The following is a 14,305-nucleotide window of genomic DNA, read 5'->3' on the forward strand; positions in this document are numbered from 1 at the left end:
CGGATCAGGACGACCAGGCAGCCGATCAGACTGCGACCGGCACCGGCACCTTCCGCTCGGACTGCTCGTTCTCGGCCGTCGACCGCAGGAGCACCCGACCGGCCACGCTCGTAACCCTATGTTCCGTATGTACGTTGAGCAGCTCGGTATTGGCCGACAGAGGGGACAAGATCATGGCCACGCCGAAGCGCGTAGGGATCTACGTCCGGATCAGTAGAGACCGCAAGGGCCAGGAACTGGGCCTTGCGCGTCAGGAGAAGGCGTGCCGTGAGTTGTGCGAACGCCTCGGGTGGGAAGTGTCCAAGGTCTACCCCGAGAACGACGCATCGGCATCAACCACCAGCAAGCGGCAGCGCCCCTTGTACGCGGAGATGTTGCGCGATGCTCGAGACGGCTTGGTCGACGGCATCGTGGTCTACTCCATCGACCGGCTCACCCGGCGGATCACCGAGCTGACGACATTCCTGGATGATCAGAATGAGCACGGTTTCGCATTCGCCACGACGGAAGGCGAGGACACTTCGACCGCAAACGGTCGGATGGTACTGACGATCAAGGGAGCAGTGGCTCAGCAGGAGACCGAGCGCATGTCGGAGAGAGTAAACAGCTCCCTGCTCCAGCGCCGCGAGAAGGGGAAGCCACATGCCGGGGGCTCACGAGTCTTCGGATTCGAGCCCGGCTCGAACTTCCAACGAGTCGTGCCCGAGGAGGTAGAGCTGATCCGGCGCGGCTACCACATGCTCGTGGGCCCGACTCAGGGGACTCCGGGTGATGTAGCACGCCTCTGGAACGAGTCCGGAGCGCGGACTCCCGGGACTCGGACCGCATGGACCATTCAGAAGGTCAAGCGGGTGTACCGGTCCGAGCGCGTCGGGGGAATCATCACGTACAAGGGTCAGGACATCGGCGACAGCATCTACCCGCACCCGCTCACGCGGGAGGAGTGGGAGAGAGTTCAGGCCCTTCTCAATGACCGCGCCACACCTGCCGCCCAGGGATCGGGCAAGCGGAAGCACATGTACTCAGGATTTCTCAAATGCGGGTACTGCAAATCCACGATGCGCATTCAATGGGCGACGATCCAGGGGCGCACGTTCCGTCGTACGTTCTGCCACTCAGGACAGGTCGGCGCGAATGGCGAACTGGGCTGCGGCAAAGTAAGCCGGGCGTACTCATGGATCGAGGAACGTCTCAACGAGGTGATGGAAGCAGCTCTCGAGACGCGCGGTCCGGAGTCACCATCCGCTCCCTCGGAAGACCTGACTGACGCCATCGCCGTCCAAGAGGGGCGTATCCGGGGACTTCGCAGTCGCTGGAAGGAGGGAGAGATGGAAGACGAGGACTACTTCGACTCCCTCAAGCATCTCCGGGACAAACTGCAGGTGCTCCGCACGCGGCAGGCCGCTGCCGCCGTCCGGCAGTCACGCGCCGAGACCGATGCCCTCGCCATCTGGCATGACAAGGACGAGAACAACCTCGAACGCCGCAGGAGCATCGTCGCCGGCGTCATCAAGGAGGTCGCCGTCTACAGCGTGGGCAGGGGGCGACGGAAGCCACCCGAGATCGACTCGATCAAGGTCACGCCGACCGGCTCAAGCCCCGGCGAATCCCGGCCCTGAGAGGGCTTGGCTGAGAGCTGAGTACCAGTCGACCACAGCCTGCACGCTCGTGTGCCCCCAAACCACAGAGATCTGGGGGCACAGGCCAAGTGGTGCGAAGGGTCATACCGTAACCGGCACCGGGACCTTCTCGGCTTCCGTCACCTCACGGTCGTCGACCGGCGATGCCGAAGCGGCGTTGTACGCGTCACGGTCGAGGATGTTCTCGCGCGCGGCCACGATCAACGGCGATACAACCTGGCCCGCCACGTTCGTCGCCGTACGCATCATGTCCAGGATCGGGTCGATGGCCATCAGCAGGCCGACGCCCTCCAGCGGCAGGCCCAGGGCCGAGAGCGTCAGCGTCAGCATGACCGTCGCGCCGGTCAGGCCGGCGGTGGCGGCCGAGCCGATCACCGAGACGAAGGCGATCATCAGGTAGTCGCCGATGCCGAGCTGGACGTCGAAGATCTGCGCGATGAAGATCGCGGCGAGCGCCGGGTAGATCGCGGCGCAGCCGTCCATCTTCGTGGTGGCCCCGAACGGGACAGCGAACGACGCGTACTCCTTCGGCACGCCGAGCCGCTCGGTGACCTTCTGGGTGACCGGCATGGTGCCGACCGAGGAGCGGGAGACGAAGGCGAGCTGGATCGCCGGCCAGGCGCCCCGGTAGAACTGGAGCGGGTTGACCTTGGCGACGGTCGCGAGCAGCAGCGGGTAGACGCCGAACAGCACCAGCGCGCAGCCGATGTAGACGTCGGCCGTGAAGGTCGCGTACTTGCCGATGAGGTTCCAGCCGTAGTCGGCGATGGCGTAGCCGATGAGGCCGACGGTGCCGAGCGGGGCAAGCCGGATGACCCACCACAGGGCCTTCTGCAGCAGCTCCAGCACGGACTCGCTGAGGGTGAGGATTGGCTTGGCGCGGTCGCCGAGCTTGAGCGCGGCGACACCGGCGACGGCGGCCATGAAGACGATCTGGAGGACGTTCAGCTCGGTGAACGGCGTGATGACGTCCGTCGGCACGATGCCGGTCAGGAAGTCGATCCAGGAGCCGGCCTTCTCGGGCTTCTCGCCGTCCTTGGGGGTGAGGCCGGTGCCCGCGCCCGGGTTCGTGAGGAGGCCGATCGTGAGGCCGATGCCCACCGCAATCAGCGACGTGATCATGAACCAGAGGAGGGTACGGGAGGCCAGCCGCGCGGCGTTGTTGACCTTGCGCAGGTTGGTGATCGAGACGAGGATCGCGAAGAAGACCAGCGGGGCCACGGCCAGTTTCAGCAGCTGGACGAAGATGCCGCCGACCTGGTCCAGGGTGGTCTTGAGCCAGCTGATGTCCTGGCTGCGGGCGAGCCAGCCGAGCAGGACACCGAGCACGAGACCGGTGACGATCTGGGCCCAGAAGGGCACCTTGAAGACGTTGGATATCCGGGACACGGACACACTCCGGGGTAAACGCACGACGAAACGGGGGCGGGGTGCGGTGCGCCGGAAAAGGGGGACGGCACCGCTGCTGTGTCGCTCAGCGGCAACAGGCCGCGGACAGGCAGCGGCAGAGATCGACATGCAGACGCGCCACGAGCGGGATGCCCGGGGTGACGCGGTTGAGGTCTGCAGTCTTCATGCCGAACACGTTAACACTTGAACTTTGAGAACCTCAAAGGCGTGCTTTGACCACCGAGGCTCCGCTCACGCGGTCCGCGCCGCGTCGTCGGCGGCGTCCTCCTGGCTGCGGTTGTCGTTCAGCTTGGCCTTCACGCTGCTCACGCGGTCGACGATCTGCTCGGACATCGCGTCGCGCTGCTTGCGCAGGAGTACGAAGCTGAGCGGCGCGGAGATGACGAGCGACAGCACCAGGACCCACATGAGGTTCGATTCGCCGAGCCCGGCCGGCACGAAGCCGAGGCGGACCAGGCCCCAGACGGCGAAGAAGCAGCCCACGAAGATGGCCAGACGCATCGCGGTGTAGCGGAACGTGGCGCTCGGCTTGGGGGGCACGGCGAGCCTTCTCTCTTCATTCGCGTACGACGATTTCTGCCCGACCAGTGAAGCACGAGTCATTTGTGATCAATTCAGTGGGAGCAGCATGACGATGTCGTCCCGGTCGTCCCCCTCCGCGACCCGGATCGCGCCCGGCACCCGGCCGACCTCCTTGTAGCCGCAGGCGGCGTAGAAGCGGTCGGCGCCGGTGCCGCCGCGGCAGGTGAGGCGGATCGCCTCGATGCCCTCGATGGTGCGGGCGGAGTCCGCGGCGGCCGCCATGAGCTCACGGCCGTACCCCTTGCCCTGGTGCCGGGGGTGGACCATGACCGTGTAGAGCCAGAGCCAGTGCGTCATCAGCCGGTGGGTGTTGAGGGTGAGGAAGGCGGTCGCGGCGACCGCGCCGTCCTCGTCGTGCCCGACGAGTAGCCGGGTGCGGCCCTCGCTCATGGCGGCGAGGTGCTTGACCAGCTCCGGCCGGACGATGCCTGGGGTGACGGGCGGCACGAAACCGACGGCCCCGCCCGCGTTGGAGACGTCGGACCAGAGGGTGAGGACGCCGTCCCGCAGAGCGCGGTCGATCGGGGGATCCAGCCGGAAGGTAAGGGCCATGAGGCGATATTAGGGATTACCGACGGTGGGGCTCAAACGCCGTCCACCACGCGAGAAGCCCCAGCACAGGGCCGGGGCTTCGGGCGCTTCGGGCGCTTCGGGCGTGAGAGTTCGTACCGCGTCAGACCCGCATCGGCTGCGGGGACTCCCGCCGGGACTCGTCCGGGCCGGGGTACTCGCGGATGATCTCGTAGCGGGTGTTCCGCTCGACCGGGCGGAAGCCGGCGTCGCGGATCAGGTCGAGCAGATCCTCGCGGCCCAGCTTGTTCGGCGTGCCGTAGTTGTCGGCGTCGTGCGTGATCTTGTACTCGACGACCGAGCCGTCCATGTCGTCCGCGCCGTGCTGAAGCGCGAGCTGGGCCGTCTGGACGCCGTGCATGACCCAGAAGACCTTGACGTGCTGGACGTTGTCGAAGAGCAGCCGCGAGACCGCGAAGGTCTTGAGCGCTTCCGCGCCGGTGGCCATGGTCGTACGCGCCTGGAGGCGGTTGCGGACCTTGCCGTCCTGCATGTCGACGAAGTCGTGCTGGTAGCGCAGCGGGATGAAGACCTGGAAGCCGCCGGTCTCGTCCTGGAGTTCACGCAGCCGGAGCACGTGGTCCACCCGGTGCCGGGGCTCCTCGATGTGCCCGTACAGCATCGTGCACGGGGTCTTCAGGCCCTTCTCGTGCGCGAGGCGGTGGATGCGCGACCAGTCCTCCCAGTGGGTGCGGTGGTCGACGATGTGCTGACGGACCTCCCAGTCGAAGATCTCCGCGCCGCCGCCGGTGAGGGACTCCAGCCCCGCCTCGATCAGCTCGTCGAGGATCTCGGAGGCGGACAGCCCGGAGATCGTCTCGAAGTGGTGGATCTCGGTGGCGGTGAAGGCCTTGAGGGAGACGTCCGGCAGGGCCTTCTTCAGCTCGCTCAGCGACCGCGGGTAGTAGCGCCAGGGCAGGTTGGGGTGGAGGCCGTTGACGATGTGCAGCTCGGTGAGGTTGTCGTTCTCCATCGCCTTGGCGAGGCGGACGGCCTCCTCGATGCGCATGGTGTACGCGTCCTTCTCGCCCGGCTTGCGCTGGAACGAGCAGTAGGCGCACGACGCGGTGCACACGTTCGTCATGTTGAGGTGGCGATTGACGTTGAAGTGGACGACGTCGCCGTTCTTGCGCGTCCGCACCTCGTGGGCGAGGCCGCCGAGCCAGGCCAGGTCGTCCGACTCGTAGAGGGCGATGCCGTCCTCACGGGTCAGCCGCTCCCCGGAACGGACCTTCTCCTCCAGCTCGCGCTTGAGCACAGCGTCCATCCGGCGCCTCCCATACGTCTGTCAATCGGGCTCACCCACCGTACTCTTACGACTCCTCCGGCAGATCGCCGACCCGGTTCTCCCACTTGGTTGACAGCACGATGGTGGTACGCGTCCGGGAGACGCCCTTCGTGCCGGACAGCCGGCGGATCGTCTTCTCCAGGCCGTCCACGTCGTTCGCCCGGACCTTGAGCATGAACGAGTCGTCACCCGCGATGAACCAGCAGTCCTCGATCTCGGCGAGGTCCTTCAACCGGCGCGCCACGTCCTCGTGGTCGGCCGCGTCGGAGAGGGAGATACCGATCAGCGCGGTGACGCCGAGGCCGAGCGAGGCCGCGTTGACGGTCGCCCGGTAGCCGGTGATGACACCTGCCGTCTCCAGGCGGTTGATCCGGTCCGTGACGCTGGGCCCGGAGAGTCCGACGAGCCGTCCGAGCTCGGCGTACGAGGCCCTGCCGTTTTCCCGGAGGGCCTGGATGAGCTGCCTGTCCACCGCGTCCATATGCCTGGAGCCTTCCATTGCTCAGCGATCCAGCAGTTTACGTATAGAATTTAAGGCATGCAGGCCTGAAGTCCTGCGAATCTTACCAATGATCAGCGACAATCTTTCAGGAGACGAGCTTCACAGCGCTGGTACAGCTAGTCCGGACGAGAGCCACCGAGCTCTCCCTCCCAACGGCGGTACAGCTGGTGCGGCACCCCGGCCGCGTCCAGCACGCGCCCCGCGACGAAGTCCACCAGATCCTGGATGTGCGTGGCTCCCGCGTAGAACGCCGGTGAGGCGGGCAGCACCACGGCGCCCGCCTCGTCCAGCGCCACCAGCTGCTTCAGCGTCTGTCCGTTCAGCGGGGTCTCCCGCACCGCGACCACCAGTCGGCGCCGCTCCTTGAGCGTCACGCTCGCCGCACGCTGCAGCAGGTCCTTCGACAGTCCCAGCGCCACCCCGGCCACGCACGCCGTGCTCGCCGGGACGATCAGCATGCCCTTGACCGGGTACGAACCGGAGGACGGCCCCGCGGCCAGGTCCCCGGCGGCCCAGTACCGCACGTCGGCGAGGTCGCCGGCGTCGGCCCCGTCGTGCCCGCCGGCCGCGTCGGGCCCGCCGGGCAGCGGGCGGGCGCCGGGATACGGCTTGCCGTCCGCGCCCCGCGCCAGCCACGCCGCCAGGTCCTCGCGCCAGTGCGCGTCCCGGAACGCGATGCCCGTCTCGTCCAGCAGCGTCAGCCGCGAGGCCCGGCTGACGACCAGGTCCACGCTCTCGCCCGCCGCGAGCAGCCCGCGCAGCACGGCGGCGGCGTACGGCGTCCCGGACGCGCCGGACACGCCGACGACCCAGGGGCGCCGCTGCGGGGGGTGTTCATCTCCGTACGTACCGGGCTTCACGCGTCCGAGCCTATCCGGCGGCGCCGGGCCGGAACCCGGCCGCCCGTCCCACGCGTTGGGCACAGCAAGGGGAAGGGGCATCGGGATGGCGTACGGACCATACGAACCGGTGGCGCCGCGGTCACCGGGACCGCCGCGAGGCGTGGCGACGACACGGACCGCCCGGATCAGGACGGCGGCCCTCCTGATGGCCGGCTGGGTCGCGCTGCTGTGGGCGCTGGAAGCGATCGACACGGCGAGCGGCCACGCCCTCGACCAGTACGGCGTATCACCGCGCGACATCGGCGAGCTGCGGGACGTGGTGCCCTCGGCGTTCCTGCACTTCGGGTACGACCACGTGGCGTCGAACACGGGCCCGCTGCTGATACTCGGCTTCCTCACCGCGCTCTCGGGCATACGCCGCTTCGCGGCCGTGGTGGCCGTGATCGTGCTGGCGAGCGGGCTGGGCGAGTGGCTGACGGCGCCGGCCGACAGCGTCTCGGCGGGCGCCTCGGGCGTCGTCTTCGGCCTCTTCGGCTATCTGCTGGTGCGCGGCTTCGTGGACCGCCGGGCTTCGGACGTCGTCATCGGCGTGCTGGTCGCCGCGGTGTACGGGTCGTCGATGCTGTGGGGTGTGCTGCCCGGCGACGCCGAGGTGAGCTGGCAGGGGCACCTGTTCGGGCTGCTGGGCGGCGTGGCGGCGGCGTTCCTGTTCCGCCGCCGGACCGCCCTGGGCGCCGACGGCGGAACCGGTGTGCCGGGCAGGGCCTACTAGCTACGACTAGGGGGTGAGACCCCGGACTACCAGGTCCAGCAGGGCGCACACGAACAGGGCGATCCCGATGAAGCCGTTGACCGTGAAGAACGCCCGGTTCAGGCGGGACAGGTCGTGCGGCCTGACGATCGTGTGCTCGTACAGGAACGCCGCCGCGACGACGGCCAGGCCGAACCAGAAGAACGCACCGGCCCCGGTCGCCAGGGCGTACCAGACGAGGAGGACCGTGGTCACGAGGTGGCAGGCCCGCGCCCCGTACAGCGCACCGGGCACACCGAAACGCGCCGGTACGGACATGACGCCCTCGGCGCGGTCCGCCTGGACGTCCTGGCAGGCGAAGATCAGGTCGAAGCCGCCGATCCACACACCGACGGCCAGCCCGAGGATCACCGCGTCCCAGGACCACTCCCCCGTGACGGCGATCCAGGCGCCGACCGGGCCGATGGCCTGGGCGAGGCCGAGGATCGCGTGCGGGTAGTTGGTGAACCGTTTCCCGTACGGATAGACGACCATCGGGATCACCGCGACGGGAGCGAGCGCCAGGCAGAGCGGATTGAGCAGCGCGGCCGCACCGAGGAAGACCACGACGGCGACACCCGCGCCCACCCAGGCGGACCGTACCGAGACCGCGCCGGTCACGAGCTCGCGCCCGGCCGTGCGCGGATTGCGGGCGTCGATCTCGCGGTCGATGATCCGGTTGCAGGCCATCGCGAACGTCCGCAGGCCGACCATGGCGACCGTGACGAGCAGCAGGGTGACCCAGTGGATGGTGCGGTCCAGCTGGAACATCGCGGTGAGCGAGGCGATGTAGGCGAAAGGCAGCGCGAAGACCGAGTGCTCGATCATCACCAGCCGCAGGAAGGCCCTGACCCTGCCGGGCGGCGCGGGTTCGGTTCCGAAGACGTCCGGAGTCGCTGAATCGGCACCCATCCTCAGAACCCGTATTCCTTCCAGCGGCGGTCGACCTTCGCCGCCGTCTCCGGGTCGGACTCGACCATGTCGGGCCACCCGCCGTCCCGGGTGTAGCCCTCCTCGGGCAGCTTCTTCGTCGCGTCGATGCCCGCCTTGCCACCCCAGAACTGCTGGTAGGAGGCATGGTCGAGGTGGTCGACCGGGCCCTCGACGACCGTGAGGTCGCGGGCGTAGTCGGTGTTGCCCAGAGCCCGCCAGGACACCTCGTGCAGGTCGTGGACATCGCAGTCGGCGTCCACGACCACGATCAGCTTGGTCAGCGACATCATGTGCGCGCCCCAGATGGCGTGCATGACCTTCTGGGCGTGCTTCGGGTACTTCTTGTCGATCGAGACGATCGCGCAGTTGTGGAAGCCGCCCGACTCCGGCAGGTGGTAGTCCACGATGTCCGGCACGATGATCTTGAGCAGTGGGAGGAAGAACCGCTCGGTGGCGCGGCCCAGCGGCCCGTCCTCGGTCGGCGGCCGGCCCACCACGATGGACTGGAGCAGCGGGCGCTTGCGCATGGTGACGCAGTCGATGGTCAGCGCGGGGAACGGTTCCTGCGGCGTGTAGAAGCCGGTGTGGTCGCCGAACGGCCCCTCCGGGAGCATCTTCCCGGGCTCCAGCCACCCCTCGATGACGACCTCGGCCTGCGCGGGCACCTGGAGCGGCACGGTCTTGCAGTCGACCATCTCGATCCGCTTGCCCTGCACGAAGCCGGCGAAGAGGTACTCGTCGATGTCCCCGGGCAGCGGCGCGGTGGACGCGTACGTCACGGCCGGCGGGCAGCCGAAGGCGATCGCGACCGGCAGCCGCTCCCCGCGCTTGGCGGCCACCTGGTAGTGGTTGCGGCTGTCCTTGTGGATCTGCCAGTGCATGCCGATGGTGCGCCGGTCGTGGCGCTGGAGCCGGTACAGCCCGAGATTGCGGACCCCGGTCTCCGGGTGCTTGGTGTGCGTGAGGCCGAGGTTGAAGAACGACCCGCCGTCCTGCGGCCAGGTGAACAGCGCCGGCAGCAGGTCGAGGTCCACGTCGTCGCCGGTGAGGACGACCTCCTGGACCGGGGCGTTGTCCGACTTCACCTTCTTCGGCGGAACGTGCGCCATCGCGCCGAGTTTCCCGAAGGCCTCGCGCACGCCGATGAAGCCCTGCGGCAGCTCCGGCTTGAGCAGCCCGCCGATCTTGTCGCTGATCTCCTCGTAGGACTTCAGGCCGAGCGCCTTCAGCAGCCGGCGGTCGGTCCCGAAGACGTTCATCGCCAGGGGCATCGCCGAGCCCTTGACGTTCTCGAAGAGAAGCGCCGGGCCACCCGCCTTGTTCACCCGGTCGACGATCTCCCCGACCTCCAGATGCGGGTCGACTTCGGCCTTGATGCGCTTGAGGTCGCCCTCGCGCTCCAGCGCCCTGAGCAGCGAGCGAAGATCGTCGTAAGCCATGCCGACCAGTTTGGCATCCTCCCCAGCGTGATCTCGCGGGGGCTTCCCCACCTCAGTAGTCCGAGGCAGTTGCGCACCGGGGATCCGGTGGCCTGGTTGACGCTTCACAGCCCCGGCTACTGCCTGGAGGGCTCCACGTCCTGTAACCGCCATGCCCGGCGGCCAGTGTGTTCTTCGCCCCGACGATGTCCGCGTGCTCCGCATGGGCGCAGGCAGTGCATACGAACTCCGCTTGGCTCTTGCGTGAGTCCGCATCCACATGGCCGCACTTCGGACACGTCTGTGATGTGTAGGCGGGGTTGATCTTACGGATCAACGTGCCGGTGGTCCGGGCGGCACTGCGCAGCGCCAGCTCCAAGCCGTACCAGCCCTTGTTCAGAATCGCGCGGTTCAGGCCAGACTTCTGCGCCACCATGCGCCCCGGCTGCTCCATGGATCCGCGCGCAGACGTCGTCATGCTCTTGATCTTCAGGTCCTCAATAACGATCAGCGCGTTGTCAGCGACGAGTGTGCGGGCGGTCTGAGCGTTGAAGTCAGCTCGGCGGTACCGAACCCGTCTCGTGATCGCGCCCATGGCCTCCTTGATGCGCCGACGCCGCTTGGAGCCCTTCTTGGCTCGGGTAAGCCGACGCTCAAGGCGCAGATAGCGTTCGGCTTCACCATCAGTGATGAACTCCCTATCGAAGAAGCCGTCTCTGGTAACCCAGTCGGCTTTCGAGGTGACAGCGGCATTGACCACGCCTCGGTCGACCCCGATTCGGCCCCGCTCCAGCGAGACCGTCGCCGGTTCCCGCCCGGTGTTCACGAGGAAGGACACGCACCAGCGCCGACCGTCCCACCGCAGAGTTGCTGAGCGGATCACGCCGCCCAAGGGGCGGGACAACCGGAACCGGACCCACCCGAGCTTGGGCAGCTTCACCTGCGCCCACTTCCGCGACAGCCGCTCCAGACGAAGACAGCGACCCTCGGGGAACCGCATCGAGGCCTGCCATCTGTCCTTCGACCTCCAATGCACCGCCCACGTGCCGTGTGTCCGACACGCCTTGTCCAGATCCATCAGCACCTGCTGCAAAACGTGTCCCGGCGCTTCCCGCAGCCACGAGAACAGCGGATCCCGCTTGGCGTCAGCAAGCTGTGCCGCCTGCTCGCGATAGCTGATCCAAGCGCCGCGACGCCGGTATTCGCGACGCTGCTCGAGACCGATGTTCCAGACCAAACGACACGCGCCGGCGTACTGTTCGGCAGCCTCGGCCTGCACACCCGTCAACTCCGCTTCATACTTGCGGCCGACGAACATGCCCGGAACACCCCCTCGCCGCTACGCAAGTCGCCCTCCTCGGCTCTCTGCGATCCGCAGCGCATCAGCGAGGCACTCGGAGAGCCGGGCGGCTGCGAAGCGCAGTTCGGCGGCAGTCGCTTGCCGGTCGGCGATCAGAGGCTGCGCGCACTGCAACACATCTGCGGCCATACCTAACTGCACGGCTTCCATCTGGTCCGCTACCCGCGAGACATAGCCATTGCCATCCGTGCTCAAGTAGCACGGGTTTCCATCGGGTCCCGTCCACGGCAGCAACCGCGCACGAGCGGAGTCGAGCTTCTTCGCATCGCCCATGAAAGCGAGACTGGACCGGTGGACCGGTCCAGTCAAGAGATTTCCAACTTCCTCATCCCATCGGGTAGTTGTCGGTCTGCTCCCAAAGGTGGGCCGGAGTCACACCCTCCTCGCACACCAAAGCGCGGCCCTCGTCGTCGTAGGCCACGTGGAGGACAACAGCCACGGCCTCGGGCAATGCAAGTCCGAGTTCTGCGGCCTCCTCGTCTCGGGCCAGGCGGACAGAGATGGTGTCTGTTCCTTCGGCAGGCGAACGCCCGAGAGTCCGCGTGATGTAGTGCGTAGTCCCTTCTGCGATCGGACCTTTCTGCGCGAGCCTCGGGCAGGCGTCTGCCACATCCTCGGGGAACCACGCCGTGACGAGGGATGAAGGAGCGCCGTCGTCCAGCAGCATCAGCCGCGCCCTCCGCAGCGCAACGTCGCCATCTTCCAAGCCCAGCGCATTTGCCACCCTCGGCGACGGCCGTTCCTTGCGTGGGGTCCCCAGCCGACGGAACGGGCCGCCACCCGCAGTACGGGGCGCGCCTGCCGCCCGGCGTCCGGCGGGCCGGGCAAGCGGAGTCTCTACGACGGTGAACCCGGAGCCCTGCCGCGCCACAACAACCCCGTCATTGCGCAGCACATCCATCGCTTTGACAACCGTGGCACGCGCAACCGACCACTGCTCACACAGGTCACGGCCGGACGGCAGCAGGTCGCCGGGTCCGAATTCGCCGTCCGAGATCCTGGCACGCAGAGACTCCGCGATCTGCTCGTACTTGAGAAGCGGCACAACTGCCTCCTGGTAACTGGACAGGTCAACCGGCTAGGTTAGTTCACCACTACGTGCGCCGGACCACTGGCCGGAGTGGGGATGGATTCATGACGATTCACCAAGTACCGCCGGGGATCATCGACTTCTACTCGTCTTACTTCAACGAGTCCGACCGTCTTTCCACTTCGGCCGATGGCGTTCTGGAACTAGTCCGCACCCAGGAACTCCTGCGCCGTCATCTGCCTCACGCACCCGCGACGGTCCTCGACGTAGGCGGTGGGCCGGGAGTCCATGCCCGCTGGCTCATGGACGACGGCTATCGGGTTCACCTCGTCGACCCGGTACCACGACATCTCACAACGGCCAGGCAGAACGGCTGCACCGTCGAGTTGGGCGACGCCCGGTCACTGACTGCCAGTGACGGCTCGTACGACGTCGTCCTCGTGCTCGGCCCTCTCTACCATCTTGTCGAACCAACCGACCGGCGCACAGCCCTCGGCGAGGCCTACCGCGCGGTCCGGCCCGGCGGACTGGTGGCCGCAGCGGGTATCAACCGGTACGCCTCTCTCTTCGAGCACACCGCCCTTGCTCATCTCGACCACGCGCCACTCCAGGCAGGCATCGCCAAGATCCTGGCCACCGGCGCACACGACGGGAAGAAAGGCTTCACCGAGGCGTACTTCCACACTGGAGCCCAGCTGGAGGACGAACTCTGCGCGGCAGGCTTCACCGAAACCACGGTTTACGGCATCGAAGGCCCTACCTGGTCGCTACTGAAGGCGACAGAGCAGTACACCGGCGAATCCCTCACCAACTCTGGAATGTTTGCATCCGCCCTGGCTGCCGCCCGCATGGCCGAGCCATACCCAGAGCTGCTTGCTGCCAGCTCGCATCTGCTGGCAGTGGGGCGCCGCCCGGACGCGAGCTGATACCCGGCCGGGGTACGGGCTCCTGACGGCGAACGCTCATAGGATCTCGCGATCGGCCACCCGCTACTCTGGCCCGGTCACCGGGGCCGGACAGGCCCGTCACCGCTCCCTGGGGGGACCTGCGCCACCATGATCAGATATCTGCCGTTCATCCTGATCCTGGCCCTGACGATCTACGCCTTCATCGACTGCCTGAACACCCCCGAGGACGAGGTCAGGCACCTTCCCAAGGTCGTCTGGGTCATCATCATCCTGCTCTTCTCCATCGTCGGACCGATCGTCTGGTTCGCGGCCGGGAAGCTGCGCCACGCGCCCGCCGGAGGCCGTACGCCCTCGGAGTGGCATCGCAACCACCGCACGAAGTGGGTCGCGCCGGACGACAATCCCGAGTTCCTGAAGCAGATCAAGGACGAGAACAAGAAGGACGAGTCGCTCCTGAAGGACTGGGAGGCGGACCTGCGCCGCCGCGAGGAGGAGCTCAAGAAGCGCGACGAGAACGGCGGCAAGGAAGACAACCCGCCCGCCTCCTGATGAACTGACCCCCATGGACCGGGCACAGGCACAGGACTGGCTCGCGACCGCCGTCGCCGAGGCGCGGGCCGGTCTCGCGGAGGGCGGCATCCCGATCGGCGCGGCGCTGTACGGAGCCGACGGCGTCCTCCTCGGCCGTGGTCACAACCGCCGCGTCCAGGACGGCGACCCGTCGCTGCACGCGGAGACGGCCGCCTTCCGGGCGGCGGGGCGACAGCGCTCGTACCGCGGTACGACGATGGTCACCACCCTCTCGCCCTGCTGGTACTGCAGCGGGCTGGTGCGACAGTTCGGGATCTCGCGGGTGGTGATCGGCGAGGCCGAGACGTTCCGGGGCGGGCAGGACTGGCTGGCCGCGCACGGGGTGGAGATCCTGCTGCTGGACGATCCGGAGTGCGTGGCGCTGATGCGCGCGTTCATCCGGGACCGGCCGGCCCTGTGGAACGAGGACATCGGCGAGGACTGACGCCCGCCGGCCCCCGC

16 protein-coding genes are annotated in these 14,305 nt (G+C 67.6%); 5 read left to right on the forward strand and 11 right to left on the reverse strand.

Going from position 1 to position 14,305, the window contains the following annotated elements:
- Positions 1–173 precede the first annotated feature (173 nt).
- Positions 174–1,619: a recombinase family protein gene (locus ACWV17_RS23680; protein ID WP_455361297.1), complete on the forward strand. Its 1,446-nt coding sequence runs from the start codon at positions 174–176 to the stop codon at positions 1,617–1,619.
- A gap of 102 nt (positions 1,620–1,721) precedes the next feature.
- Here the strand turns inward: ACWV17_RS23680 and ACWV17_RS23685 are convergent, their stop codons facing one another.
- The 6 genes from ACWV17_RS23685 to ACWV17_RS23710 form a co-directional block, all read right to left on the reverse strand.
- A complete protein-coding gene (locus tag ACWV17_RS23685) occupies positions 1,722–3,029 on the reverse strand; it encodes a dicarboxylate/amino acid:cation symporter (protein ID WP_455361298.1) in 1,308 nt (435 codons plus the stop codon).
- Positions 3,030–3,281: 252 nt separating this feature from the next.
- The gene (locus ACWV17_RS23690; protein WP_455352580.1) at positions 3,282–3,551 is read right to left on the reverse strand and encodes a DUF4229 domain-containing protein; all 270 of its coding nucleotides are present in this window, start codon (positions 3,549–3,551) and stop codon (positions 3,282–3,284) included.
- 108 nt (positions 3,552–3,659) lie between these two features.
- Positions 3,660–4,184 (reverse strand): N-acetyltransferase family protein, encoded by a 525-nt coding sequence (locus ACWV17_RS23695; protein WP_455352337.1) that lies wholly within the window; start codon positions 4,182–4,184, stop codon positions 3,660–3,662.
- A 121-nt stretch (positions 4,185–4,305) separates the two neighbouring features.
- Positions 4,306–5,469: an aminofutalosine synthase MqnE gene (gene mqnE, locus ACWV17_RS23700; protein WP_455352336.1), complete on the reverse strand. Its 1,164-nt coding sequence runs from the start codon at positions 5,467–5,469 to the stop codon at positions 4,306–4,308.
- 46 nt (positions 5,470–5,515) lie between these two features.
- Entirely contained in the window at positions 5,516–5,971 is a 456-nt protein-coding gene (locus ACWV17_RS23705) for an Lrp/AsnC family transcriptional regulator (protein WP_455352579.1), read from the reverse strand.
- Between the two features lie 137 nt (positions 5,972–6,108).
- Positions 6,109–6,852: a UbiX family flavin prenyltransferase gene (locus tag ACWV17_RS23710; protein ID WP_455361299.1), complete on the reverse strand. Its 744-nt coding sequence runs from the start codon at positions 6,850–6,852 to the stop codon at positions 6,109–6,111.
- 187 nt (positions 6,853–7,039) lie between these two features.
- Here ACWV17_RS23710 and ACWV17_RS23715 point away from each other — a divergent pair, with 187 nt between their 5' ends.
- Positions 7,040–7,606: a rhomboid family intramembrane serine protease gene (locus tag ACWV17_RS23715; RefSeq protein WP_455361331.1), complete on the forward strand. Its 567-nt coding sequence runs from the start codon at positions 7,040–7,042 to the stop codon at positions 7,604–7,606.
- A gap of 6 nt (positions 7,607–7,612) precedes the next feature.
- On the opposite strand, the gene mqnP is transcribed toward ACWV17_RS23715, so the two are convergent.
- The 5 genes from mqnP to ACWV17_RS23740 are packed head-to-tail and all read right to left on the reverse strand — an operon-like array spanning position 7,613 to position 12,380.
- Complete coding sequence (mqnP, locus tag ACWV17_RS23720) at positions 7,613–8,536, reverse strand: menaquinone biosynthesis prenyltransferase MqnP (protein ID WP_455352334.1); 924 nt, start codon at positions 8,534–8,536, stop codon at positions 7,613–7,615.
- 2 nt (positions 8,537–8,538) lie between these two features.
- Positions 8,539–9,996, reverse strand: a complete 1,458-nt coding sequence (locus tag ACWV17_RS23725) for a menaquinone biosynthesis decarboxylase (RefSeq protein ID WP_455352333.1) — start codon at positions 9,994–9,996, stop codon at positions 8,539–8,541.
- 52 nt (positions 9,997–10,048) lie between these two features.
- Positions 10,049–11,293, reverse strand: a complete 1,245-nt coding sequence (locus ACWV17_RS23730; protein ID WP_455361300.1) for an RNA-guided endonuclease InsQ/TnpB family protein — start codon at positions 11,291–11,293, stop codon at positions 10,049–10,051.
- 21 nt (positions 11,294–11,314) lie between these two features.
- Positions 11,315–11,608, reverse strand: coding sequence for a hypothetical protein (locus ACWV17_RS23735; RefSeq protein WP_455361301.1), 294 nt, complete (start codon positions 11,606–11,608; stop codon positions 11,315–11,317).
- A 52-nt stretch (positions 11,609–11,660) separates the two neighbouring features.
- Complete coding sequence (locus ACWV17_RS23740) at positions 11,661–12,380, reverse strand: GntR family transcriptional regulator (RefSeq protein WP_455361302.1); 720 nt, start codon at positions 12,378–12,380, stop codon at positions 11,661–11,663.
- Positions 12,381–12,469: 89 nt separating this feature from the next.
- Here ACWV17_RS23740 and ACWV17_RS23745 point away from each other — a divergent pair, with 89 nt between their 5' ends.
- The 3 genes from ACWV17_RS23745 to ACWV17_RS23755 all read left to right on the forward strand — a co-directional run bounded on the left by ACWV17_RS23745 (position 12,470) and on the right by ACWV17_RS23755 (position 14,288).
- Positions 12,470–13,291: a class I SAM-dependent methyltransferase gene (locus tag ACWV17_RS23745; RefSeq protein WP_455352329.1), complete on the forward strand. Its 822-nt coding sequence runs from the start codon at positions 12,470–12,472 to the stop codon at positions 13,289–13,291.
- Between the two features lie 129 nt (positions 13,292–13,420).
- On the forward strand, positions 13,421–13,822 hold the full coding sequence (locus ACWV17_RS23750; RefSeq protein WP_455352328.1) for a PLD nuclease N-terminal domain-containing protein: 402 nt from the start codon (positions 13,421–13,423) through the stop codon (positions 13,820–13,822).
- A 13-nt stretch (positions 13,823–13,835) separates the two neighbouring features.
- Positions 13,836–14,288: a nucleoside deaminase gene (locus tag ACWV17_RS23755; protein ID WP_455361303.1), complete on the forward strand. Its 453-nt coding sequence runs from the start codon at positions 13,836–13,838 to the stop codon at positions 14,286–14,288.
- Positions 14,289–14,305: the final 17 nt, after the last annotated feature.

Source organism: Streptomyces mabaensis (genome assembly GCF_053763515.1).